Source organism: Nocardia inohanensis NBRC 100128, from assembly GCF_001612945.1.
Classification (GTDB): domain Bacteria; phylum Actinomycetota; class Actinomycetes; order Mycobacteriales; family Mycobacteriaceae; genus Nocardia; species Nocardia inohanensis.
This window is the reverse complement of sequence record NZ_BDBK01000008.1, coordinates 372358-397447: the sequence shown is the minus strand read 5'-3', so window position 1 is coordinate 397447 and position 25090 is coordinate 372358. Positions and strand designations below refer to the sequence as shown.

23 protein-coding genes are annotated in these 25090 nt (G+C 70.1%); 10 read left to right on the top strand and 13 right to left on the bottom strand.

Translation table 11 applies throughout. The features are described 5' to 3' along the window. Positions 1-85 precede the first annotated feature (85 nt). Positions 86-736 carry a TetR/AcrR family transcriptional regulator gene (locus tag NI1_RS17660; RefSeq protein ID WP_067822521.1) on the top strand — a complete coding sequence of 217 codons (651 nt, stop codon included), beginning with the start codon at positions 86-88 and terminating at the stop codon, positions 734-736. Then, positions 733-1386 carry an enoyl-CoA hydratase-related protein gene (locus tag NI1_RS17655; protein WP_067821542.1) on the top strand — a complete coding sequence of 218 codons (654 nt, stop codon included), beginning with the start codon at positions 733-735 and terminating at the stop codon, positions 1384-1386. Before NI1_RS17660 ends, NI1_RS17655 begins: the two co-directional genes overlap by 4 nt. Before the next feature lie 5 nt (positions 1387-1391). On the opposite strand, the gene NI1_RS17650 is transcribed toward NI1_RS17655, so the two are convergent. Beyond that, positions 1392-2024 carry a response regulator gene (locus NI1_RS17650; protein ID WP_067822518.1) on the bottom strand — a complete coding sequence of 211 codons (633 nt, stop codon included), beginning with the start codon at positions 2022-2024 and terminating at the stop codon, positions 1392-1394. Continuing rightward, positions 2021-3310: a sensor histidine kinase gene (locus NI1_RS17645; RefSeq protein WP_067821539.1), complete on the bottom strand. Its 1290-nt coding sequence runs from the start codon at positions 3308-3310 to the stop codon at positions 2021-2023. Before NI1_RS17645 ends, NI1_RS17650 begins: the two co-directional genes overlap by 4 nt. A gap of 387 nt (positions 3311-3697) precedes the next feature. Between NI1_RS17645 and NI1_RS17640 the strand changes: the two genes are divergently transcribed. Then, positions 3698-5206, top strand: coding sequence for a multicopper oxidase family protein (locus tag NI1_RS17640; protein WP_067821536.1), 1509 nt, complete (start codon positions 3698-3700; stop codon positions 5204-5206). Between the two features lie 43 nt (positions 5207-5249). Here the strand turns inward: NI1_RS17640 and NI1_RS17635 are convergent, their stop codons facing one another. From NI1_RS17635 to NI1_RS17605, 7 genes are all read right to left on the bottom strand, one after another. Beyond that, positions 5250-6158, bottom strand: coding sequence for an alpha/beta fold hydrolase (locus NI1_RS17635; protein ID WP_067821533.1), 909 nt, complete (start codon positions 6156-6158; stop codon positions 5250-5252). Between the two features lie 310 nt (positions 6159-6468). Beyond that, on the bottom strand, positions 6469-9516 hold the full coding sequence (locus tag NI1_RS17630; RefSeq protein WP_067822514.1) for a crotonase/enoyl-CoA hydratase family protein: 3048 nt from the start codon (positions 9514-9516) through the stop codon (positions 6469-6471). Positions 9517-9912: 396 nt separating this feature from the next. Further along, the gene (mshC, locus tag NI1_RS17625) at positions 9913-11151 is read right to left on the bottom strand and encodes a cysteine--1-D-myo-inosityl 2-amino-2-deoxy-alpha-D-glucopyranoside ligase (RefSeq protein ID WP_067821529.1); all 1239 of its coding nucleotides are present in this window, start codon (positions 11149-11151) and stop codon (positions 9913-9915) included. Between the two features lie 187 nt (positions 11152-11338). After that, the gene (locus tag NI1_RS17620; protein WP_067821525.1) at positions 11339-12115 is read right to left on the bottom strand and encodes an SCO1664 family protein; all 777 of its coding nucleotides are present in this window, start codon (positions 12113-12115) and stop codon (positions 11339-11341) included. A 2-nt stretch (positions 12116-12117) separates the two neighbouring features. Continuing rightward, the gene (locus NI1_RS17615) at positions 12118-12702 is read right to left on the bottom strand and encodes a DUF3090 domain-containing protein (protein ID WP_067821522.1); all 585 of its coding nucleotides are present in this window, start codon (positions 12700-12702) and stop codon (positions 12118-12120) included. A gap of 25 nt (positions 12703-12727) precedes the next feature. Next, positions 12728-13462, bottom strand: coding sequence for a histidine phosphatase family protein (locus tag NI1_RS17610; RefSeq protein ID WP_067821520.1), 735 nt, complete (start codon positions 13460-13462; stop codon positions 12728-12730). 16 nt (positions 13463-13478) lie between these two features. Beyond that, a complete protein-coding gene (locus tag NI1_RS17605) occupies positions 13479-14417 on the bottom strand; it encodes an undecaprenyl-diphosphate phosphatase (protein WP_067821517.1) in 939 nt (312 codons plus the stop codon). A 244-nt stretch (positions 14418-14661) separates the two neighbouring features. Here NI1_RS17605 and NI1_RS17600 point away from each other — a divergent pair, with 244 nt between their 5' ends. The 4 genes from NI1_RS17600 to NI1_RS17585 all read left to right on the top strand — a co-directional run bounded on the left by NI1_RS17600 (position 14662) and on the right by NI1_RS17585 (position 18936). Next, positions 14662-15624 (top strand): aldo/keto reductase, encoded by a 963-nt coding sequence (locus NI1_RS17600; protein ID WP_067821514.1) that lies wholly within the window; start codon positions 14662-14664, stop codon positions 15622-15624. A 188-nt stretch (positions 15625-15812) separates the two neighbouring features. Continuing rightward, positions 15813-16853 (top strand): heme/hemin ABC transporter substrate-binding protein, encoded by a 1041-nt coding sequence (locus NI1_RS17595; protein ID WP_067821511.1) that lies wholly within the window; start codon positions 15813-15815, stop codon positions 16851-16853. 176 nt (positions 16854-17029) lie between these two features. Further along, complete coding sequence (locus tag NI1_RS17590) at positions 17030-18091, top strand: FecCD family ABC transporter permease (RefSeq protein ID WP_084523413.1); 1062 nt, start codon at positions 17030-17032, stop codon at positions 18089-18091. Then, positions 18088-18936: a heme ABC transporter ATP-binding protein gene (locus tag NI1_RS17585; protein WP_067821509.1), complete on the top strand. Its 849-nt coding sequence runs from the start codon at positions 18088-18090 to the stop codon at positions 18934-18936. The genes NI1_RS17590 and NI1_RS17585 overlap by 4 nt, the downstream gene beginning before the upstream one ends. Positions 18937-18991: 55 nt before the next feature. Here the strand turns inward: NI1_RS17585 and NI1_RS17580 are convergent, their stop codons facing one another. The 4 genes from NI1_RS17580 to NI1_RS17565 form a co-directional block, all read right to left on the bottom strand. After that, positions 18992-19354, bottom strand: coding sequence for a DUF2568 domain-containing protein (locus NI1_RS17580; protein ID WP_067822508.1), 363 nt, complete (start codon positions 19352-19354; stop codon positions 18992-18994). Beyond that, positions 19351-21420, bottom strand: coding sequence for an MMPL family transporter (locus tag NI1_RS17575; RefSeq protein ID WP_245663269.1), 2070 nt, complete (start codon positions 21418-21420; stop codon positions 19351-19353). The genes NI1_RS17580 and NI1_RS17575 overlap by 4 nt, the downstream gene beginning before the upstream one ends. 32 nt (positions 21421-21452) lie before the next feature. Beyond that, complete coding sequence (locus NI1_RS17570) at positions 21453-21986, bottom strand: WKL family lipoprotein (protein ID WP_067821503.1); 534 nt, start codon at positions 21984-21986, stop codon at positions 21453-21455. A 76-nt stretch (positions 21987-22062) separates the two neighbouring features. Beyond that, positions 22063-22419 (bottom strand): hypothetical protein, encoded by a 357-nt coding sequence (locus NI1_RS17565; RefSeq protein ID WP_067822505.1) that lies wholly within the window; start codon positions 22417-22419, stop codon positions 22063-22065. Between the two features lie 233 nt (positions 22420-22652). On the opposite strand from NI1_RS17565, the gene NI1_RS17560 reads away from it, so the two are divergent. Genes NI1_RS17560 through NI1_RS17550 form a run of 3 tightly spaced genes read left to right on the top strand, consistent with a single transcriptional unit; the run spans position 22653 to position 25023 of the window. Beyond that, on the top strand, positions 22653-23663 hold the full coding sequence (locus NI1_RS17560) for a YncE family protein (RefSeq protein ID WP_067821500.1): 1011 nt from the start codon (positions 22653-22655) through the stop codon (positions 23661-23663). Then, the gene (locus tag NI1_RS17555) at positions 23663-23926 is read left to right on the top strand and encodes a DUF5703 family protein (RefSeq protein ID WP_067709072.1); all 264 of its coding nucleotides are present in this window, start codon (positions 23663-23665) and stop codon (positions 23924-23926) included. The genes NI1_RS17560 and NI1_RS17555 overlap by 1 nt, the downstream gene beginning before the upstream one ends. A 17-nt stretch (positions 23927-23943) precedes the next feature. Then, positions 23944-25023 (top strand): quinone-dependent dihydroorotate dehydrogenase, encoded by a 1080-nt coding sequence (locus NI1_RS17550; protein WP_067822502.1) that lies wholly within the window; start codon positions 23944-23946, stop codon positions 25021-25023. Positions 25024-25090: the final 67 nt, after the last annotated feature.

The following is a 25090-nucleotide window of genomic DNA, read 5'->3' as shown; positions in this document are numbered from 1 at the left end:
CGACCGCCGGGGGATCCGGTGGTCGCGGCCCGGTCCGTCTCCACCACCTAGATAACAGAGCATTCGCTCTGTTATGGTTCGGTTCATGCCCCGGCCCCGCACCCACGACCCCGACGCCGTCCTGGACGCCGCCGAAGAACTCGCCGTGCGCGCCGGCGCCGCCGCGGTCACCATCCGCGCCGTCGCCACCGCCACCGGCATCTCCAACGGGGCCATCTACCACACCTTCACCTCCCGCGCGGAACTGCTGGGCCGCACCTGGATTCGCGCCGCCACCCGCTTCCTGACCGTGCAAGCCGAACTGGTCGAGCACGAAACGGCGCATACCGACCCCGCCGCCGCCGTCGTCGCGGCCGCCGACGCACCCGTGGTCTTCGCCCAGCGCCACCCCCACTCGTGCGCCCTGCTGTTCAGCGTGCGACGCGAGGACTTCCTGGGCGAGGACCTGCCCGAACCGGTACGCACCGAACTCGACCGGCTCGACCGCGGGCTGATCGAACTGCTGAAACGCCTCGCCACCGGCATGTGGGGGCGCGCGGACGCCCGCGCGGTGGACACCATCACCATCTGCGTGGTCGACCTGCCCACCGCGATCCTGCTCGAACGCCACCGCCTCACCGACCGGACCGCCCGCACCCAACTACGGGCCGCCGTACGCGCGGTCCTGGATATCGGACCCGCCCCGCGCCGCCCGAAAACCGTGCCACCCCACCCTGAAACGAAGGAAAACCGATGACCGCCCTCAGCTACCGTGACAAGATCGCCGTCCTGGACCTCGGCGACAGCGAGAACCGTTTCACCCCCGACTCCCTCACCGAGATCAACACCCACCTCGATGCCGTCCTGGCCGACGGCGCGCACGCGCTGATCACCACCGCGCGCGGCAAGTTCTACTCCAACGGCCTGGACCTGGACTGGCTCTCGGCCCACGGCGACCGCGCCGAATGGTATGTGGCACAGGTACAGACGCTGCTCGCGCGCCTGCTCACCTTCCCCATGCCCACCCTCGCGGCCCTGCCCGGACACGCCTTCGGCGCCGGCGCCATGCTCGCCCTCGCCCACGACTTCCGGCTGATGCGGGAAGACCGCGGCTTCTTCTGCCTGCCCGAAGCCGACATCCGCATCCCGTTCACCGCCGGCATGGCCGCGCTCATCCAAGCCAAACTCCCGCCCCGCGCCGCGATGGCGGCGATGACCACCGGGCGGCGCTTCGGCGGACTCGACGCGCTCGCCTACGACATCGTCGACGGGCTCAGCGACCTGGACGGACTCCTGGATGCCGCGACCGGACTGCTCACCCCGCTCGGAGCCAAAGACCCCGGAACCGCGGCCGCCATCAAGAACGTCATGTTCGCGCCCGCGATCACCGCGCTCACCCTGCCCTGAACCGGTCAGCGGATGTGGTCGACGGCGTAGACGGCCAACCGGACCCGGTTATCGCAACCGGTCTTCTCCAGCAACGCCGTGATGTGCTTCTTCACCGTCGTCACACCCAGATGCAGGCGGTCGGCGATCTCCTGATTACCGAAACCCGCACCCACCAACCCCAGGACCTCACGCTCGCGCCCGGTCAACTCGATCGCCGGCGCCCGCCGATGCGTGGGTGCGGCCACCGCGCGATCGACCAGGCGGCGCAACAACGACGGGGAGAACAACAACTCACCCGCACGCACCCGGCGGATCGCGGCCAGCAGATCCGCGGGCTCGGTGTCCTTGACCAGATAACCCGACGCGCCCGCGGCCAACGCCGGGAACAGATGCTCGTCATCGTCGAAGGTGGTCAGCACCAGCACCTTCGACTCCGGGTGCGCGGCCAGGATCTGCCGGGTCGCGCCCACCCCGTCCAAACCCGGCATGCGCAGATCCATCAACACCAGATCCGGGCGCAGCTCCGCGGCCGCCCGCACCGCCGCCACCCCATCCGCGGCCTCCCCGGCCACCTCGAGATCCGGGGCCGCCTCCACCAGCATCCGCAACCCCGCCCGCACCAGACGCTGATCATCGACCAGCAGAATCCGCATCACCCCGCACCACCCGAAGCCGGACCAGGCGCGGTCGCCGCCGGATCGGCCCGGCACGCCCCGGCATCGAAAGCGGCAGCGGCCAGATCAGTAGCGGGCAGATCGGTGGTGGGCAGATCGGTGGTGGTGAGACCGGTGGTGGTGAGATCAGTAGTGGCGGTGGGTAATTCGGCCAGGACCTGCCATTCGCGGCCGAGCACGCCGACCGAAAGCGTGCCGGCGGCGAGTTCGGCGCGCTCCCGCATACCGATCATGCCGTGACCGGGCGGCACCGACCCCGGACCCGGGTCACGCGCGAGCAGGCCGCTACGCACCTCCAAACGGGCAGCAGACGCGTTCTGCGCCAAGGTGATTCGCACCGTCCGACGGCGATCGGCGTGCTTCATCACATTGGTGAGCGATTCCTGCGTCAACCGCAGCAACGTCAACCGGCCGATCGCATCCAAACCCTCCACCGACGCCCCCAGATCGGCCTCGACGGTGAAACCCGCCGCCCGCACCCGCTCCACCGCGGCCGTCAGCTCCTGGCGGATCGCGGCCGCATCCACCAGCGTCACCTCGCTCAACACCGGATCCCGCAGCGCCGCCAGCAAGCGGCGGATATCGGTGAGCGCACCGGTCGCGGTCTCGGCCACATCATCGAGCACCGCCGCTACCGGCGGCTCGGCCACCACCACCTGCCGGGCCACCTTCACCCGCAACACGATCGAGGCCATATGGTGCGCCACCAGATCATGCAATTCGCGCGCCAACGCCGTGCGCTCCTCGGCCCGGGTCCGTGTCTCGGCTTCCACCGCCCGCGCCCGCAACGAGGCCGTCAACTCACGCTGCCCGCGCAGATACAACCCCAGCAACACCGGCAACCCCACATAGGTGCCCGCCTCCACCACTGCGCTCACCCGCCCGAACGACGGCGCATGTCCACCCCACCGGCCCACCAGAACCGCAACCATCCAGCACACCGCCGCCAGGGCTGCCGCGCCCCGGCCCGACCGCACCACCACCTCGACCAGCGCTACCGCCCCCAAGAACGGCACCAGCCCCGACAACCCCCACGCCGGAATCAAGAACATCGGCACAGCCAGCGCGGAAAGCATCAACGACACCGGCAGCGGCCGGCGTGCGCCCGCCACGAACACCGCGGCCGCCGTCATCGCCAACACCCAATAGCTCACCGGCACCCGATACTCACCCGGAAACGTGCTCACCACCAGCAACACCGGAGTCAACACCAACGGCAGCAACCGACCGGCCTGCCACAGGTCGCGGGAAGCACGGGAGAAAGGCACCCGTCCACCCTAGAGAACCGCCCGCCACCCACCCCGCCGGTGGTCTCGCCACACTCCACACCGGACCGTCGCGCACCGCATGCCGGACCGTCGCGCACCGTGTCCCGCAATCGGAACCGGAGTCGGGAACCGGAGTCGGGAACCGGGAATGTCGAACCGGGCGGCCGGGTCCGCCCGCCCAACCGGACACGCAGCCGGTGCAGGTCGATCGCCGCTGTGTGTGGCCGCCACCGCGTACGGGGTCACGGGCGGCAGTTAGCAGACGACACAGCGGTGCGCAAGATCCCTGCGGGCCCGATCGCGGGGGCAGGATGCGGCCTGGCGGAGGGGGTGCGGGGTGGGGCCCGGCGGCGAGGGTGGAGGAGTTCATCGACCCGAGGAGAATTCGTGCTCTCGAGACGACGCCTGCTCGTCGCCGCCACCGCGCTGCCCCTGGCGCTCACCGCCACCGGATGCGCACGCCCCGCCGCAACCGCCACCACCGGCGCCGCCACCCGGCCGTTGCCGATCCCGCCGCTGGCGCCCAGCACGCTCGACGCGGGCGGGGTGCGGCGGTTCACGCTGCGCGTGCAGGCCGGGAGCTCGCAGATCCTGCCCGGAAAGTCCACGCCCACTTGGGGTTACGACGGAGCGATCCTGGGGCCGACGCTGCGGGCACGGGAAGGGGAAACCGTCGCGGTCAGCGTGCACAACACCCTCGACGAGGCGACCAGCGTGCACTGGCACGGCATGCACGTACCGGCCGCGTGCGACGGCGGACCGCATCAGATGATCGCGCCCGGCGGACACTGGGATCCCAGCTGGCGCATCGAACAGCCCGCGGCGACCCTGTGGTATCACCCGCATCCGCACGGGAACACCGAAAAGCATGTGTACCGCGGGCTTTCGGGACTGTTCCTGATCGAGGACGCCGACACCGACCGCCTGGACCTGCCACGCGAGTACGGGATCGACGACATCCCGGTGATCATCCAGGACAAGAGTTTCACCGCCGACGGGGCACTGGACGAGCGGCGGCCCAACAGTTACGGGCTGCTGGGAGACACCCTGGTGGTCAACGGGATCACCGGCGCGCACCTGGACGTGCGGACCGAACGGGTGCGGTTGCGGCTGCTCAACGGCTCCTCGAGCCGGGTGTTCCAGCTCGCGTTCGCCGACGAGCGCCGCATCGAACTGATCGCCACCGACGGCGGGCTGCTACCGGAACCGGTAGCGCTGCAACAGCTCACCCTCAGTCCCGGCGAGCGCGCCGAGATCGTGGTCGGGGTGCGCGGCGGCGAATCGGTGGGGCTGCGCGCGGTGCCCGTGCAGATGCGCGCCGGCCTCGACCGGCCCGAACGTTTCGGCTTCGACGACAGCTTCGACGTGCTCACCCTGCGCGCGGCCGCCCGCCCTGGCGCCGTCCCCGCACTCCCGGCCGCACTGACCGCCGCGCTGCCCGCCCACCCCGAAGCCGGAGTGGATCGCAGCTTCGACCTGAAATGGTTCATGATCAACGGCCGCAAGATGGACATGAACCGCATCGACATGACCATCCCCACCGGCGCCACCGAAGTCTGGGCGGTCCGCAACCTCGAGGACTGGCCGCACAACTTCCACGTCCACGACACCAGGCTCCGCATCCGCGCCATCGACGGCAACCCGCCGCCACCGCACCTCTCGGGCTGGAAGGACACCGTCTACACCGAACCCGGCCGCACCTACGAACTCGTGCTGTCCTTCCCCGGCCCCGCCGACCCCACCTACCCGTACATGTTCCACTGCCACCTGCTCCACCACGAAGACGCGGGCATGATGGGCCAATTCCTCATCCTCGACCCCGGCCAGGCACCCACACCCATGACCATGCCGATGGAGCACGCGGGCCCCGAAAACGGTGCGCACGGCGGACATTGACGCCGAGCCCCGGTGCGGGCCGCCCGAGGCGCGCTCTAGAAGTTCATTCCGCCGAGTCCGCCGCCGCACGCAGATGCGGCAGCAAATACGCGACCACCTCGGCGGGGCGTTCGGCATGCAGGAAATGCCCCGCCTGCGCGAGGGCGGCGTGGGTGGCCCCGGCGCGCTCGGCCAGCACCCGTTGCAGATCCGGGGACAGGCAGCCGTCGCGCGCCCCCGCCAACGCCAGGATCGGCAGCGCGGGCTGCGAGGCCACCAGCAGCCGCTGGAACTCCCGCGACGCGCGCCGATGCACCGTGAACAACGACCGGTAGTAGCGGGTCGCCGCCCACGCCCGGCCCGGATCGGTGAAAACCGCCGCGGTGGGCGCGAATTCGGTGTCGGTGAACGCCCAGCCCGGCGACCAGCGCCGCCACAGGCCGCGCACGAACGCCGCACCCGAGCGCGTGAGCAGGCGCGGGGAGGCGCCCGACTGCATCACCGGAATGTAGGACGACATCAGCAGCTGCCGCGGCAGATAGCGCAGCGCCGCCGCCGGCATCCCGTCCCCGAAGGGCGGAATCGCCAGCAGCGTCAGGGAAAGCCACTGCCGGGGAGCCTGTTTGGCCAGCACGATGGCCGCGAACGCACCCCAATCGTGCCCCACCAGATGCGCGGGCGGCGACCCCAGCTCCCGATGCCAGGCGGCGATATCGGCGCTGACCGCCATCAGGTCGTAGCGGGCCCGCCGATCCGCGGACGCACGGGTATAGCCGCGCAGCCAAGGCGCAAGCACCTGATACCCGGCCTCGAGCAACGCCGGAATCAGCCCGTCGAAACTGTGCGGGGTATCGGGGAACCCGTGCAGCAGCAGCACCAGCGGCGCGTCATCGGGGCCGAAATGCCGCGCCGACAACACCAGTCCGTCACGCCGCAGCGTCCGTACCCTGGCCTCGGTATCGGCAGATGTCATCGGTCACTCACTCCTTGTCACCGGCGCAGGGCGAGAGCGCGCCTCATTCCGCACCTACTGCATCAGAACAGGGGCTCCCCGTGGCCGGTCGGCGTCCGACCGTCCCACCCACCGGGAACCTCGCCCGCACCGGCGCGGCGGCCGCGCACCCGCTCGGTCCGGGCCCGCACCGGGCTTCGGTGCCGGCCCGGACCAGGGCGTCGCACTGCCGCCGAAGCCGGAGGGCGGGAATCCGGACACGAGTTCGCGTGGGCGGCAAGGCAACTGCCAGCCATCGTGCACCGGACCACCGCGCCCGGACGGGAACGGTTCAGCGACCCTTCCACACCGGCGGCCGCTTCTCCACGAACGCGCGCATCCCTTCCCCGGCGTCCTCGGAGGAGACCGCCGCCGCGGCCACCTGCCCCTGACGCGCAAAGGCTTCCGCCACCGACCAGTCCGGGGCCTGTTCGATGATCTGCTTGCTGGCATCGATGCTCAACGGCGCGTTCACCGCCACCCGTTCGGCCAGCGCCAGCGCCGCCTCCAACGCGCCGCCGGGCGCGGTGACCTGGTTGATCAAACCGATCTCGGCGGCGCGGGCGGCGGTGATCGGATCGCCGGTCAACGCCAGCTCCATCGCCAGCGCGCGCGGCAGCCGCTGGGACAGGCGCAGCACCCCGCCGCCGACCGCGACCAGGCCGCGTTTGACCTCGGGGATACCGAAGCTCGAATCACTGGCCGCGACAATGAGATCGGCGGCCAGCGCCAGTTCGCAGCCACCGGCCAGCGCGGGCCCCTCCACGGCGGCGATCAACGGTTTGCGCGGCGGCTGGGACACGATGCCCAGGATGCCGCGTTTCTCGGTGATCGGGACCTCGCCGCGGGCGGCGGCCTTGAGATCCATTCCGGCACTGAAGTATCCGCCCGCACCGGTGAGGATGGCGATGCGGGCGTGCGGGTCGGCGTCGTAGGCGTCCACGGCGCGTTCCAAACCCAGTGCGGTCGCCAGGTCGATGGCATTGCGGGCGTGCGGGCGATTGATCGTGATGATCATGATGTGGCCGCGGCGCTCCACCAGCACCGGAGCCGGTGGCGGCGCGGGCAGCCGCACCCGCTCGGTGCCCTCGACACTCACCCGGTCCCCGCTCACCGTCACCGGCAACCCCAGCAGATCCTGCTCGGTCGCCGCATCCAGCAGCCCGGAATCGGTGCTGCGCACCAGCACTCGCGCACCGGCGGGGGTGAGCAGGCTCAAGATCGCCGCCTCCGGGACGCCCTCGCGGTCGTAGGGCAGCGTGTAGGCCTCCACCACCGCCGGACCGTCATACCCGGTGCGGGCCGGGCGCGCCGGGGGATGCTCGATCACCGGCCGCAGATGCGCGAACCCGGTGCGCGGCGGCACCGCCGAATACACCCCGATCGCATGCTTGGTCAAATACCAGCCCAAAGACGTTGCCAGACCATAGGTTTCGGGTTCAGCGCGCAGCCGCCGCACCAGGTTCGCCACCGCGTGCCCGCCGTGATTGTTGCCCGGCCCGCCCCCGAAGGTCAGCCCGCCGGTCACCGTCAACGACCGTTTCGGATCCTCGGGCGCCAACCCCAGCTCGCGGGCCGCGATCTGCACCGCCACCGGGAAACACGCGTACAGGTCCACATGCGCGATCTGCTCGATGCCCACCCCGGCATGCGCGAGCACCGCCGCGCCCAGCGCCCGGATCGCCGGGGAGGCCGCCAGTTCGGTGCGTTCGCTGACGAACCATTCGTCGGTGCCCGAAGCGCCCGCGTGCACGAACACCCACTTGTCCTGCGCGATACCCGCCGCTTCGGCCGCCGCCGCACTGCACAGGATCAGCCCCGACGCCATATCGACGGTCAGGTTCGCGCATTCGAGCTTCGGATACGGGGCCGCGATCACCCGATTGTCGGGGCCGGGCGTGGCGATCTGGGCGGGCGTGAACTGCTGCGGCTGCCAGGCATACCGGTTGTCCGCCGCCACCGCCGAGAACCGCGCCCACAGCTCGGCCACCGCCGCGGCATGCTCGGCCGGGGTGCGCCCGAGCCGATGCCGGTTCGCCGACTCCAGCAGCGCGTACATCGTCGTGGGCGCCAGCAGGCCCGCCGCGGTCTCGGCCGCATTGTTGGCCGGTTTGTCGATCCCCACCGTGCGCGTCGGCGTCACCGTGGAATCCTGTGCGGGCCAATCCAATTCGATGCCAGCCCGCTGCGCCGCCGCCTGCGTGGCGCCGGCTTCGGCGCCGGTCACCAGCACCACATCCAGTTCGCCGGCCGCGATCGCCGCGGCCGCCTCGTTGATCACCAGCTGGCCGCCGTCCCCGCCGAAGGGACTCGACTGCACCGTCTGCACCGGGCTCGCACCCACCGCGGCCGCGACCAGCGCACCCAGATCCCGGTACTGCCACGACGTCGGCGCCACCGCATACACCGCCTGCGCCCCGGCCAGCAGCCGCCGCGCCGCCTCGGGCAACTCGGCCGCATCGGCCCGCTGCTCGATATCCGCTAGCGCGGCACCGGAATCGCAGACCGCATCCACCGCCGCGCGCCGCAGCGCCCGCACCGCCAGCTGCGAGGGATCCACATACCCCGGATCCGGCACCCGGTTCACCACCTGGCCGGCACCGATCAACACCGGGGTGCCCGGAGCCAGCATGACCCCGGATGCGTGATGACGTACCGGCGTGCGCGCCACCGGCGCACGCTCCCCGGTCCGCGGACCGGGGGCCTCGAGCGCGGCGGGCAAACCCGCCAGCGATTCCCGCAACGCCTCACCCAGACCGCGCACCACCGTCGCACCCAGCGGCCCATCGATCGGCGGACCGGCCAGTCCCGCATCCAGATACACCCTCGACCCACCGCCGGCGGGCAGTACCGACAGCCACAACCCCAACCGCAATCCCTGCGGTCCGCTGCCGTGCATCTCCAGCCCGGACGCGCTCACCGCCGCGACCGTCCACGCGATATCGGCGGGAATCCCCATGAACTCGGCCACCTGCACGAACTCGGTGCCCGCCACCGCCTGTCCTGGAGGGTCACCGCGCCAGCCGGCATGGAAGCTCACCCATTGCGGAAGCCGCTCCAGCCCGGCCAGATACGCGGCCACCACACCCGGTTCGGCCGCCAAGTCCTGATGGGCGTGCGCGGTCCGCGTGTACTCCCCGAGCCCCGCCGGCGGCACATGCACACCCGCCCCCACCGTTTCCGGCTGCGCGCCCGCCGCTTCCGGCTCCGGTCGCGCCCCGCCGGTCATCGCGGCCACCAGCTCGCGCACGATGCGCGGATCCCGCCGCACCGCCCCCAGCAGCTGCCCACCGGCCCGCAACTGCTTGCGCACCGCACGGAATCGCCCGAATCCAGGCATCGCGTCCACCATCTACCTCCTCGTCGAGGGTCAGGGCCCCACCGTAACGCGGCCACCGCCGTCCGGGATCGATGAATTCGGCCGCGTGACAATCGCTTCCGGCTATCAATCCGCCGAGAAGTCGAGACGATGCGCGTCGCGGCACCCCCAGCGCCGCCGCCCGTCGTGCCCGCCCGGCTGCCTGTGCAGGGCAGTCACGCCCTCTGCTCGCCTCCCAGGCGCGGCAGACCGGTGACATGCGGCGATCGGACTACCGGTGTCAGGCATCCGAGCCGAGCACCTCCACCATGCCGATCCCCGGCAGGTCGGCAGCAGTGCCGGAGACCGGACCGGACAGCACGACGGCCCCGGAACCTCCGGGGCCGTCGTCACACTCAGCGGGTCAGCGCGTTCAGCTCACAGGCGGATGCCGAGCAGGGCATCGACCGCGTCGCCGATCAAACCCGGGGCGGCCGCGTCGGGGCCACCGTAGTTCAACGCCTGCTGCGCCCAGGCGTCCACGGCCGCAAGGGCTTTGGGGGTGTCCAGGTCGTCGGCCAGATGCCGGCGCAGGCGGGCGACGGTGTCGGTGGCGTCCGGGCCCGAAACCAGGGCCGCGGCGCTGCGCCAGCGCTCCAGACGGGAAAGGGCTTCGGCGAGCACCGCATCCGACCATTCGCGGTCGCTGCGGTAATGGCCGGCGAACAGGCCCAGGCGGATCGCGGCCGGGTCGGTGCCGGCGCGGCGCAGCTTGGACACGAACACCAGGTTGCCGCGCGACTTCGACATCTTCTCGCCGTCGAGGCCGATCAGGCCCGCGTGCACATAATGGCGGGCGAAACGGCGGCCCTTGACCAACGCTTCGGCGTGCGCGGCGGAGTATTCGTGATGCGGGTAGATCAGGTCGCTGCCCCCGCCCTGCACATCGAACTCGGTGCCGATCCGGTTGAGCGCGATCGCGGCACACTCGATATGCCAGCCCGGACGGCCCGCACCGAAGGGAGCCGGCCAGGACGGTTCACCCGGGCGTTCGGCCCGCCACAGCAGCGCGTCGATCGGATCGCGTTTGCCCGGCCGGGCCGGATCACCGCCGCGTTCGGCGAAGAGCCGGTCCATGGTGGCGCGGTCGTACCCGGATTCGTAACCGAACTGCTCGGTGGCGTCGTGCCGGAAGTAGATGTCGGGGTACTGGGCGTCATCGACCACATACGCCGCGCCCGAAGCCAGCAGTTTGTCGACCAGCTCCACCACCTCCTGCACCGACTCGATGGCGCCGATGTAGTCGCGCGGCGGGATCACCCGCAGCTCGCGCATGTCCTCACGGAACAGCTCGATCTCGCGCGTGCCCAGCTCCCGCCAGTCGATGCCGTCGCGTTGCGCCCGCTCGAACAGCGGATCGTCGACATCGGTGGTGTTCTGCACGTAATGCACCTCGTGCCCGCCGTCGCGCCACACCCGGTTGACCAGATCGAAGGCCAGATAGGTGGCGGCGTGCCCGAGGTGGGTGGCGTCATAGGGGGTGATGCCGCACACGTACATGGTGGCCTGCGCGCCGGGGGTGACCGGGCGGACCTGTTTGTCGGCGGTGTCGAACAGACGCAACGCTGGTCCGGATCCGGGGACGGTCGGGACAGCGGTATCGGACCAGGACTGCATGGATCGAGGTTAACCCTGTGTGGCAGGTCGACCCCGCCCACCCCCGCCCAGACGAATCGGGCATACCGGGTGTAGAGGGGTGTCGACCTGCACCTTAGTGAACGACGGGAAGACGTCAAGGGTTGAAATCATGATGCTGGCAACGTTTTCCGAGTGTTCGCCGGACGCGAGGAACCGGGCGAGCGGATCAGAACGCGGGCCAGGGGATCGGGCGCGCCGAGCCCGGCAACGGCATCACCGGATCATCCAGCAGTGCCCGCCCGCGCGCTTCCAGGGCCTCGATCTCGGCGCCGGTCAGATGCTCGCCCAAGCGCTCACCCAGCTCCCCGGGCAGCGCTTTCACCAAAACCGTGATGTCGGTGAGCAATTCGGCCGGTATCGGTTCACCGGCCCACCCCCACAACACCGTCCGCAGTTTCGGTTCGCTGTGCAAGCAGATCCCGTGATCGACCCCGTACACCGCGCCGTCGGCGCCCAGCAGCGCGTGCCCGCCCTTGCGGTCGGCATTGTTGATCAGCACATCCAGCACCGCCATGCGCAGCAACCGCGGATCGTCGGCATGCACCAGCGACACCGGATGACCCGCGGGATCCAACGCCCGCAACACTTCCCGGTACCCGCCGGGAATCTCCCCGGCCGGGCACAGATCCACCAGATCCGGTACCGCCGGATCCTCCTCGATATCGATCCACCGCTGCACCATGCCCGGCCCCAGCGGACCCTCCCGCAACACGGTTTCGGGAATCACGCCCCAGCCCAACGCATCCGACACCAGATACGAGGCCACCTCACGCCCGGCCAGGGTGCCGTCGGGGAAATCCCACAGCGGCCGCTCCCCGCGCACCGGCTTGTACACCGCCCGCAGCGGCGTGCCGGCCACCTCGCACACCAGCGTCACATTCGAGGCCGTGGTGACCTGCCCGATCACCGTCAGCTCGGCGGTGCGTAGCGGGTCGCTGCTCATGCTCAGTCCTCGATGCCGGTGGCGCCGAAGATGTCGCCGCGCTTGTAGCCGTTGGTGCGCACACACATATGCCCCTGCGTCGACAGCGGCTCCCCGCACAGCGGGCACGGCGGCCGCCCGGCCGCGATGACCAGCGTCGAGCGCAACGCGAACTCCCGCGCCTGGATCGGGGTCAGGAACACCCGCACCGCGTCCGGGCCCTCCTCGGTGTCATCGAGCACCACCGATTCGTCGACCTCGGTCTCGGTCAACGCCAGCAACTCCACCACGACCGCGTTCGCGTCGGCATCCCAGCCCAAACCCATGGTGCCGACCCGGAATTCGGCGTCGATGGGCGTCACCAGCGGGGCATTGTCGGCCACATCGGACGCTTTGGGAGGCACCTCGGTGCCGAAGCGGCGCGCCACCTCGTCCAGCAGCAACCCCATCCGATCGGCCAGCACCTTCACCTGCTGCTTCTCCAGCAGCACGCTCACCACGCGCGGTTCCTGCACGGCTTGCAGGTAGAAAGCGCGGTCGCCCGGCTCGCCGACGGTGCCGGCGACGAAACGATCGGGGGTGCGGAAAATATGGATTGCTCGGCCCATTGCACCTCCTGACAGCTCACTCACACTATGAATCGGGGCGTTCCGCTACCCCATTATCCGTACTCCCGGTGGTACCCGTTTCACCTCCGGGCACCGGTCCCGAGCGCGATTCGCTACCGGTTCGCGGCGAAATCGCAGCGAGGGTGGACAGATCGCCTCCGGTGTCGTTGACCCGCCAAATGTAGGGGGCCACCGGGGAGTAGCGGACGACACTGATCGACGCCGGTTCGACCACGATGCGCTGGAAGCCATCGAGGTGGATGCCGAAGGCGTCGGCCAGCACCGACTTGATCACATCACCGTGGGTGCACGCCACCCACAGCACGTCGCCGCCGTGTTTCTCGGTGAGCCGGCGATCGAGTTCGCGGATGGCCTGCACGGCGCGAAACTGCACCTGCGCCAAGCCTTCTCCGTTCGGGAACACCGCCGCCGAAGCCTGCCGCTGCACGATCTTCCACAACGGTTCGCTGATCAGCTCCGAGAGCGCGCGCCCGGTCCAGTCGCCGTAATCGACCTCCAGCAGCCGCTCGTCGGGTTCGGCTTCCAAGCCGAGCTTGTCGGCCAGCGGCGCCACTGTTCGCTGACAGCGCAACAGCGGCGAGCACACGATGGTCTCGATGGGCAGCGAACCCAGCCGCTGCACCAAGGCCTGGGCTTGCTCGCGGCCCCGCTCGGTCAGATCGACACCCGCGCTGCGACCGGCCAGCGTGTGGGCCGTGTTCGACGTGGACACGCCGTGCCGCAAGAGGATCACCGTCACCGTGACAGCCTAGTCGCTACGTCGCCGAGACGACGCCGGTCGCCAGCAGGCCCATCACCGTGAAGCCGAGCGCGATGCGGTAGCCGACGAACCAGTTCAGCGAATGGTCGGACACGAAACGCAGCAGCCACGCCACCGAGGCGTAACCGACCACGAACGAGATGATCGTGGCGACCAGGATCTGCGGGCCCGAGGCGTTGAGACCCTCACCGGCGGGTTCGAAGGCGTCCGGCAGCGAGAACAGACCCGAGGCCACCACCGCCGGAATGGCCAGCAGGAACGAGAACCGCATGGCCGCTTCACGAGTCAGGCCCAGGAACAGGCCCGCGGTCGAGGTCGCACCCGAACGCGACACGCCCGGGATCAGGGCCAGGCATTGGGCGAAACCCATACCCAGGCCGTCACGCGTGGTCAACCGGTCGATGGCGCGTTCTTTGCGGCCGTAGTACTCACCGGCCGCGATCACCAGCGCGAACACGATCAACATGGTCGAGATCAACCACAGATTCCTTGCGCCGGTACGGATCTGGTCCTTGAACAGGAACCCCAGCACCCCGATCGGGATGGTGGCGATGATCACATACCAGCCGATGCGGTAGTCCAAGCGGCGCTGCGCATCCTCATCCAGCGGCGGCTCACCGCCGGTGTAGGCGGGCAGCACCACCGTCGGCGCGTCCTGCCAGTGCACCGGCACCGGTTCGCGCTTGGTGGCCTTCCAGTACAGAGTCGTGAACCAGGCCACCAGAATCCGCCAGATGTCCTTGGCGAAATACACCAGCACCGCCGCCTCGGTGCCCAGCTGGGTGACCGCGGTGAACGACGCGCCCGCGTCATCGCCGAAGAACACACCCGACACGATGCGCATATGCGCCGACGAGGAAACCGGCAGAAACTCCGTCAAGCCCTGCACCAGACCCAAAGTCAGGGCCTGCACCCACGTCATCGCCTCGCCCACACGCCCTCCAGAATCGGTCAATCGTCGGCTGCCGGTGGACAATTCGCCCACCCACGGCGGCGCGAGCAGACACCTGCGGTGACGCGCGCCGTGAACACCGCAGCGACCCTACCGCCTGGGATGCGAACCCCGACACCGGAACGGGTGAACACTGCAACCCGCCCAGGCCCTCGCGCGGTCTTACCCCGGGATCGGTGACGGGTGCGCTTAGGCTGACGCGTGTGACGAAAGTGCAAGCGCGGTGATGGAACAGCGGACGGTGGGCCGCAGCGGACTGCGAGTTTCGCGCCTGGGCCTGGCCACTCATACCTGGGGCAGGGAGACCGACGCCGACGATGCCGCGGCGCAGCTGCTGGCGTTCGCCGAGGCCGGCGGGACCCTGGTGGATGCCTCCCCCGCCTACGGGGACGGGGCCGCGCAACGCATCCTCGGGGACCTGGTGCGTGAAATCGGGCGTGAGGAACTGGTTTTGAGCGTGCACTCCGGGCGCACCCCGATGCGTTCGGACCCCGCGGCCGGGCCCGCGCCCGCCCCGCTGCGGTGGGCGGTGGACGCTTCGCGGCGCACCATGATGCGCCAACTCGACGAGAGCCTGACGATGCTGGGCACCGATCACCTCGACCTGTGGAACGTGGCGGCCTGGGATCCGCACACGCCCCTGGAGGAGATCGCGGGCACCCTGGAATACGCGGTGCGCACCGGGCGGGTGCGCTACGCCGGCGCCAGCGGCTACGACGGCTGGCAGCTGGCGACCCTGGCCGCCGCCGCGCCGATGACCGCCGCCTACACCCCGTACTCGCTGCTGGCGCGCGGCCCCGAACACGAATTCGTGCCCGCCGCACAGCATCACGGCATCGGCGTGATCGCCACCGCGCCGCTGTTCGGGGGCATCCTCACCGGCAAATACCGGGACGGGGTGCCCGCGGACTCGCGCGGCGCCGACGAGGCCACCGCCGCGGAGATCACCGCCGGGCTCGACGATCGCGCGGTGCGGGTGGTCGATGCGGTGGTGACCGCCGCCGACGGATTGGGCACCTCGCCGCTGGCGGTGGCGATGGCGTGGGTGCGCGATCAACCCGGCATCGCGAGCCTGCTCGTCGGGGCACGCGATATCGGGCAGTTGACCGGGGTGCTCAATGCCGAAACCCTGGAACTGCCGCGCGCGATCGCCGCCGCCCTCGGCGATGTGAGCGCGCGCACCGAATGACCGCACCGGTGCCCAAGCCGCGCCGCGGCTGCGCGGCTGCCAGTCCGCCCGGTCCGGCGGGTGCGCTCGGCACGCCGGTCGCGGTGGGCGATTCCGGGCCGACGGTGAGATCTGCGAGCGCGCGAGGCAGGCATCGACCGGGGAGACGCGCGTGCGCGACCAGAAACTGCCAGGCTAGCCTTACCTGCATGAGGTGTCTTGTGAAAGCCCGCTCCGCCGCCCTGCGCAATGTCGTGATCGCACTGCTGGGAGTCGGTCTCGTCGCGGGCAGCGTCGCATGCACCTCGGGCGGCAGCAGTGGCAGCGGCGGGCACGGGCCGGTGACCGCGAGCGTCGGCGACCTGGATCCGGTGGCCATCGGACCCGAACCGAGCGCGGTACTGCCCGCGACGGTGAAATCCTTCGACGGCAGCGAGGTGACGATCACCGACACCAGCCGCATCATCGCCGCCGACCGGTACGGGACGCTCGCGCAGACCGTGGTCGCGCTCGGGCTGGGCTCGAAACTGGTGGGACGCTCCAACTCCGCGGCCTTCCCCGCGGTGGAGAAGCTGCCGACCGTCTCCAGCGGATCGGGCACCTTGAGCGTGGAAGCCGTTGCGGCCCTGCGGCCCACGGTGTTCCTCACCGACACCACCGCGGTCACCCCCGCCCTGCGGGACCAGTTGAAGGCGCTCGGGATCACCGTGGTCTACTTCGATCCCAAACGCACCATCGACGGTGTGGTGCCGCAGATCGAGGCCGTCGCCGGGGCGCTCGGGGTGCGCGAGGCCGGTGCGAAACTGGCGCAGCGCACCAGCGACGAGATCAAAGCCGCGACCGCCTCGGTGCCGAAACAGGACACCAAGCCCAAGATCGCGTTCCTGTACCTGCGCAGCTCGGCCATCACCATGATGTTCGGTCCCGGATCGGGTTCGGATTCGCTGATCACCGCCCTCGGTGGCGTGGACGCGGCCACCGCCTCGGGCGTGGAGCAGGAATTCGTCCCCATCACCAGCGAAGCCATGATCGCCGCCGCCCCCGACATCATCCTCACCATGACCGACGGCCTGGCCTCGGTCGGCGGCGTCGACGGGCTGAGCAAGATCCCCGGCATCGCCCAGACCCCCGCCGGCAAGGACCGCCGCGTCATCGACATGGCCGACACCGTGCTGCTGTCCTTCGGCCCCAACACCGGCCGCGTCGTGGCCGCACTCGTCAAAGCCGTCTACGGCCAGACCAGCGCATGAGCGAGCCCGCCCATCCCGTCGATCGCACACCCGCACACCCCGATTCGGTCACCGAGCCCGCGGGCGTGGGAGTGGAGACGAACCGATCCGCCGCCGAGCCCGCAGGCGTAGGAGTGAACGCGCACGCGACCGCCGCCGGTACGGCCGTGGAACCGCATGCACCGCAGCCGGACTCGATGCCCGGCGGTGCACGCCGTGAGCGCGGCTGGTCGCGCATCACGCTGATCTTCGCCGCGACGCTGGCCGGGCTGGTGCTGCTGGCGTTGCTCTCCGCGACCATCGGGCAGGTGCCGACCACGGCGGCGGAGGTGGCGGGCAGCGTGTTTCATCGCATGGGCCTGGACTGGGGTCCCATGCCCGCGCATCCGGCCGGCTATGTGACGCTGTGGGAAGTGCGATTCCCGCGGGTGGTGCTGGCCGTGCTGGTCGGTGCGGCGCTCGCTACAGCGGGTGCATTGTTGCAGGGCGTGTTCGCCAATCCCCTTGCCGAGCCCGGTGTCATCGGGGTGTCGGCGGGGGCGGCCGTCGGCGCGGGCACCGTCATCGTGGTCGGTGGCGCGTTCGCGGCCGCCTGGTCGGTCGCGGCGGGCGCGTTCGTGGCCGGGCTCGGCACCACCGTGCTGGTGTATCTGCTCTCGCGCTCCAACGGGCGCACCGAGGTCGTGACCCTGGTGCTGACCGGTGTGGCCGTCAACGCCTTTGCGGGCGGGCTGATTTCGTTCCTGCTCTTCAGCGCCTCCCCCGCCGCCCGCGACCAGCTGGTCTTCTGGCAGATGGGCAGCCTCAACGGCGCCACCTGGCAATCGGTCGCGGTCGTGGCCCCATTGACCCTGCTGGGCGTGTTGGCCGCGATGGCGATGGCCGCGAAACTGGACCTGCTGGCCCTGGGCGAATCCGCGGCCCGCCACCTGGGCGTCGACGTGGAACGGCTGCGCCGCAACGTGATCATCGTCGTGGCGATCCTGGCCACCGCGGGTGTGGCCTTCACCGGCATCATCCTGTTCGTCGGCCTGATCGTCCCGCACCTGGTGCGCATGCTCGTCGGTCCCGCTCACCGCGTCCTGATCCCGCTCTCGGCGCTGATCGGCGCCCTGGTCCTGGTGGCCGCCGACATCGGCGCCCGCTCCCTGGTCCACAACGCCGACCTGCCCCTGGGCATGATCACCTCCCTGGTCGGGGCCCCCTTCTTCTTCTGGCTGCTGCGCCGCACCCGCGCCCGATCCGGAGGCTGGGCATGAGTGCTGTGAAACGCGGTCTCGGAACGGTTTTCGCGCGCGGGCACGCCCTGCCCGATCGTCCCGCGCCGGGTGCGGTGACGCTGCGAGCGCGTGGCGTCAGCGCCGAACGCGGCACCGGCCGCAAAGTCCTGGACGGGGTCGACTTCGCCGTCGCGGCCGGTGAGATCGTGGCCCTGGTCGGACCCAACGGCGCCGGAAAGTCCACGCTGCTGGCCGCCTTGGCCGGTGAACTCGACCTCACCGCCGGCACCGTCGAACTCGACGGCCAACCCCTGACCCACTGGTCCCATCTGGACATGGCCCGCCGCCGCGCCGTCCTGCCCCAATCCCACACCGTCGGTTTCCCTTTCACCGCGCGCGAGATCATCACCATGGGCCGCGCCCCGTGGGCCCGCACGCCGCGCCAAGACCACGACGAGCACGCCATCGCCGCCGCCATGGCCGCCACCGATGTGGCACACCTTGCCGCCCGCGCCTTCCCGGCCCTGTCCGGTGGTGAACGTGCCCGCGTCGCCCTGGCCCGTGTACTGGCCCAGGACGCCCCCACCATCCTGCTCGACGAACCCACCGCCGCCCTGGACCTGGGCCACCAGGAACAAATCCTGCGCCTGGCCCGCGACCGCGCCACCGCCGGCGCGGCCGTCGTGGTCGTCGTCCACGATCTCGGTGTCGCCGCCGCCTACGCCGACCGTGTCGCGGTCCTGGACTCGGGCCGCATCGTCGCCGACGGCCCACCCCGGGCGGTACTCACCACCGAACTGCTCACCCGCGTCTACCGGCACCCGGTCGATGTCTTCGACCATCCGGTGACCGGCGCGCAACTGGTCCTGCCGGTGCGCGGCTGAACGCCAGCACATCCGAGCCGCCGGCGGTCACCTCGCGGCGGTCCGGCGTTCGGGCTCATCGATCTTGCCGGGCCGGTTCCTGCCGCCAATACACGCGCAGCAGCCCGTTCACGACCCAGATCGCGAAGAACACCGCACCCGCGATCGCCGCCCACGCGACGCCCAGCAGGAGCGCGGCGGTGCCGAACCACAGCAGTTCCAGTGCGACACGCCGCCATCCGGTTTGCGGAAAGCGGGCATCCTTGGCCGCACCGAACAGCGCCCACACCGTGACGAACACCGCGAGGGCGACCAGAGCGGCCGGAATGCGCAGCGCGAGCGGAGCATCCAGGGAAAGACCCCACCGGGCGGCCGCGGCGAGCACACCGAGTTCGAGCAGGAACATCAACAGCAGGTTCGCGCCTTTGAGCACGCTCATCGCCACACCAGTTTCAATACCGCCGGGGTGAGCAGCATGCGAATCACCGTGGCGTCCAACAACAATGCCGCGATCATGCCGTAGGCGATGTATTTCATCAACACCAGGTCCGAGAAGCCGAATGCGCCGGTGACCACGATCAGGATGGCGGCGGCGGAGGTGATGACGCCGCCGGTGTGGGCGATGCCGTAGCGGATGGCCTCTGCGGGTTCGGCGCCGTCGGCGCGGGCCTCGGCCATGCGTGATTGCAGGAACACCTCGTAGTCGGTGGATAGGCCGAACAGGACGGTCACGATCAGCACCAGGACCGCGAACATCAAAGGGCCGGGGGTGAAGTCGAACAGGGACGCGCCGTGGCCTTCGACGAAGATCCAGGTCAGGACGCCCAGGGTGGAGGCCAGGCTCAAAGCGCTCATCACCACGGCCTTGAGGGCCAGCACGATCGAGCGGAAGGCCGCGTACATCAACGCCAGGGCGGCGGCGACGAGGATCGCGGCCAGCAGCGGCAGACCTTCGATGAGGCCGTGGATGCTGTCGCGTTCGAGAGCGGGCACCCCGGCCACCATCACCCGCACGCCCTCGGGAGCCTCGATGCCGCGCAGGGCCGCGATCACGGTGTCGGCGTCGCGTTTGTCGGTGAGCCCGCCGGCCAGCACCGTCACCCCGTCCCTGGTGGGTGCGGCCGGATCGAACGGGCCGGTCATGTAGGTCTTGGTGACCTGGTTGGCTTCGAACCGGATATCGGAGAGCTGCTGCGGGTTCGCGTCCACCACCACCAGTTTCAGCGGTTCGGTGCGGAAGGACGGGAACAGCCGGTCGAAGTCCTGCTGCGCCACCCGCGCCGCATTGTCCGAGGCCAGATAGCGTTCGCTGAGCCCGCCGAACTCGATATTCCGGAACGGGATGATCAGCACCAGCAGGCCCAGCACGATGGGCACGATCACCAGCCACGGCTTGCGCATGGCGAAAACCGCCAGCCGCGAGAAGAATCCGCGATCGATCTGCTCGGCGGTGCGGATCGAGGCCAGCCGATGCCAGCCCCACAGATCGATGCGCCGCCCCACGATGCTCAACACCGCCGGCAGCGCCGTCACCGACAGCACCGCCGCCAGCAGCACCGAGGAGATACCGCCCAGCGGCACCGAGCGCAGCACCCCGTTCGGGTAGATGAACAACGCCCCCAGCGACACCGCGATGATCGCCGCCGAGAACAGCACCGTGCGCCCGGCCGTGGCTACCGTGCGCGCGGTCGCCTCTTCCACGCTGCGCCCGGCGGCCAGCTCCTCCCGGAACCGGGTCACCGCGAACAACCCGTAGTCGATGGCCAGCCCCAGACTCACCAGAGTGACCACCGCCGAGGCGAACACGTTGACCTGGAGATGGTTGGTGAGCATGCGCATGATGCCCTGCGTGCCCAGGATCGTCATACCGCCGATGAGCACCGGCAGCAGCGCCCCCACCACGCCGCCGAACACGAAATACAGCAGGATCGCCACCAGCGGCAGCGCGATCAGCTCCGCGCGCTCGATATCGCGCTGCATCCCGGTGTTGATGCCCTCCACCACCGGCTGCATGCCCGCCAACTGCACCGTCGTGCCGCCCGGGCCGGAACCCGGTGTACCGGAACGGAATTCGTCTTTGATCGCCAGATAGTTCTCGACGGTGTCGGTGCCGCCGTCACCGCGCAGGCCGATGCTGGCGAAGGCGTGGGTGCGGTCGGCGTCGGCGAACTGGCCCATCATCGAACCGTCGAAGTACGAGTCGATCTTCAGGATGCGCGCGGATTCGCTGGTGCGCAGCCGGTCCAGCTCCGCGCCGACCGCGGCGCGCACCGCCGGTGCGTCCACCGTCTGCCCCGCGGGTGCGGTGTAGATGACGATCAGGTCGCTGTCGGTGTCGCGCCCGAAGGTCGAATCGGCCAGCTTCGAGGCCGCCACCGATTCGCTGGATTCGTCGAACCAGCCCTCCTGCGTCAGATGATCACCCAGGTCACGGCCGTAGAATCCGGACCCCAGCACCGCCAGGGCGAAGAGCGCGAACACCACGAACCGGTAGCGGTGGATCACACGCCCCCACCGCAGGGATCCCGCCTCGAGCATTACCCGCAGGCCGCGGTGGTGTAGTCGGCCGAACGCAGAATCCCGCACAGATCGGTGCGCGAGATCTTCCAGCGCTCGTCCTTGTACACGAAATGCACCACCGTGGTGCGCACATTGGAGCCGGTGCCGTCCTTGTCCAGGCTCAGCGTCGCGGTCAGGGTGCCGTCGTGATTGTCGAACACCGGATCACGCACCCCGTACACGGCCTTCGGATTGTCCTGCAACGCTTTGTACATGTCGGGGATGGCGTCCTTGAACGCCTCCCCGTCCTCGATCAGCGCGGTCCGATCACTGTCGGGCAGTGACGGATTCAACGCCGCCTTGATCTGGGCGTCCAATTCCGCGGCGGTCGGCAGCGGCGCGCGATGGGCCGAGGAGACCGCGGCCGCGGCCGAGGAGGAGCTCAGGGCCGCGTACGCCGAGGAGCGGGCGGCGGCGACCGATTCCTCGTCGGAGCTCCCACCGCAGGCGGTCACGGCCGCGCCCAGCACGGCGATCATCAATGCGGCGGCGGCCGGTCGTGCGAGTGCCATCGACTTCCTCGGATGCTCGAACTGCGGTTGTGTGCCGTTAGTTTGTCATGCGAGCGAGTCGGCAGTGATCCGCGCCTCACATGCCGTCGATGACCGCACCCAGCCGTCCCAGCAGCGCCCGCACCGTGGTGGCTTCGCGCGGCTGCGCCGCCGGCACCGGCACCGCCAGTGGCACCAGGTCGCGCACCAGCGCCACCACGCTGCGTTCGTCGTCCAGATCGACATCGGTGACCTGGGCGGTCGCGACGGCGACCACGTCCTCGGCGGCGGGCACCGCGGTCTCCAGATCCTCGCGATAGATCTCCAGCGTCAACGTCGCGCGCACCGTCCGGAACGCGAAGGACCGCCCGTCCCCGACCGCCCCGAACCCGTGCGCCCAACGACCCACGGTCACGTCTTCGACGATGAAGCCCGAAGTGTGGTCGCCTTCCAACACAAACTCCCTGTCCCAGCCCGTTGTTGCCTTCCACGGTAACCGTTGCCGCCGACACCGGCCCGAAACCCGGTGTCACGTCATGCAATACGGCATCGGGTGCGGGGAATCCCGGCGGCGGCGCGCCGCCCGCGCTACCCCCGCCGACCGGGCCGCGTCGGTCATCATGGTCAGATTAGAGAGCACGCATGATTTTCTCGGTAGGTAAGTCGGTTAGGTAAGGAGCTCGCTGCATGCGCCGTCGCGGCTGGATGACCTCTGCCCTCGCGGGCGCGGCGGTAGTGGCGCTACTGGCCGGATGCTCCTCCGGCGAGGGCGTCGAGGACAAGGCGCAGCGCGATCCCGCGACACCCGCGAGCGCCCCCGCCGCGACCGCCGTCCCCGCCGGCACCGTCACCCCCGATTCGGCCATCACCGAGTTGCTGGCGCTGCCCGGCACCGGGACGCTCGCGCTGGTCGGCGGCGACCGCACCCAGCTGCGCCTGCGCGGGGCCGACGGCACCGTGCGCACGCTGACCCTGCCCGCGCCCGCCAACTCCCTGGCGCCCGGTACCTCGCACGAGCTGCTGATCGCCGCCACCGGCAAGGTGCTGCGGGTGCACACCGACACCGCCGCGATCAGCGAGATCGGCATCGACGGCGACGTGCGCTCGGTCGCGTTGCGCGCCGACGGCAGCCTGGCCGCCGGGCTCGGCAACGGCAAAGTGCTGCTGCTGGACCCCGACGGCACTGTGCGCCACACCATTTCGGGCCTGGTCTCCGCCGACGCCATCGACGCGCGCGAGGACGCCGTGGTGGTGCTCGATCGCCGCCAGACCACCATCACCGCCCTGAACCTGTCCGAGCACCGCCTCGGGCTGACCCTGCGCGCGGGCGAAGGCGCCACCAACATGATCGGCGACCACTTCGGCCGGCGTGTGGTGCTGGACACCGCGGGCGGGGAACTGCTGGTCTACACCGCCGATCCTTTGGTCCTGCACCAGCGTTTCCCGGTAGGCTCTTCGCCCTACGCACTCGCCTACGACGATCGATCCGAGACCGTGTGGGTGACGCTGACAGGCACCAACGAAGTCGTCGGCTACGACCTGTCGACGGGTATACCGGTAGAGGTAGGGCGTTTCCCGACAGTGCGCCAACCCGACACCGTGACCATCGACAACGCCAGCGGCGAGATGTTCGTGGGATCCGCGACCGGTGACGGTCTGCAACGGATCGGCGCGGACCAGCGGAAGAGAGGGCAGTGATGGCTCGGGCCTCACATTCGGCGCGACACTCGCGCACATTACCGGCCGGCTGGGAGGAATCCAGTGACGAATGGGAATACGTCCCCCTGCGACTACCCCCGGAAGTCAACCGCGTGACGACCGCCATGCGCCTGGCCATCCAGGCCGAATACGGCGGCTGGGAACTGTCGCGAGTCCGCGCCTATACCGACGGCAGCCGGCGGGTACTCCTACGCCGGCGCAAAAGCTCCCTGCTAGCCCCGACCCCTGAGGCGGTGATGTAACCCGCATGTCCGAGCGTCTGTACGCCCTGCTGCTCAAGGTGATGTTCCTGGTTTCCCCGGAACGCATTCACCATCTGGCTTTCGCGGCCATGAAACTCGCCACCCGGTTCGCCCCGGGCCGCGCGGTGACCGCGAGACTTCTCGTCGCCGACGATCCGGTCCTGCGCACCCGCGTGTTCGGCGTGGACTTCCCCGCGCCACTGGGCCTGGCCGCCGGCTTCGACAAGAACGCCGAGGGCGCGGACGCCTGGGGCCCACTCGGTTTCGGTTACGCCGAGATCGGCACCGTGACGGCGCAGGCGCAGCCGGGCAACCCGGCCCCGCGCCTGTTCCGCCTGCCCGCCGATCGCGCGCTGATCAACCGCATGGGGTTCAACAACTTCGGTGCGGCCGCTGCGGCCGAGCATCTGGCGCGCCGCCTGCCCGGCGGAGTCCCGTTGGGCGCCAACATCGGCAAGACCAAGGTCACCGAACCTCAGGACGCGGCAGCCGATTACGCCATCAGCGCCCAACTGCTGGGCCCGCTGGCCGACTTCATGGTCGTCAACGTCTCCTCCCCCAACACCCCCGGACTGCGCGACCTGCAAGCGGTGGAGTCGCTGCGGCCCATCCTGCAAGCGGTCCTGGACTCGGTGACCATCCCCGTGCTGGTCAAGATCGCCCCCGATCTGTCGGACGAGGACATCGACGCCGTCGCCGACCTCGCGGTCGAACTGGGCCTGGCCGGAATCGTGGCCACCAACACCACCATTCGCCGCGACGGCCTGGCCACTCCCGCCGCCGAGGTCGAATCCCTGGGCGCGGGCGGGCTTTCCGGCCCCCCGGTCGCCGACCGCTCCCTGGAAGTGCTGCGCCGCCTGTACGCCCGCGTCGGCGACAAACTGGTGCTGATCTCGGTGGGCGGCATCGAAACCGCCGACCAGGCTTGGGAACGCATCCTGGCGGGAGCCTCCCTGTTGCAGGGCTACACCGGTTTCATCTACGGTGGCCCGTTCTGGGCGCGGCGCATCCACCGCGGCCTGGCGGCGAAACTGCGCGAGCACGGCTACTCCAGCCTGTCCGAGGCGGTCGGCGCGGGACACACCACGCGCGCCTGACCCGGCCTGCCACCCCGTGCCATTCGGCACGGGGTGCACTCTTTTCCACCCCGCGCGCCCGGCGCCG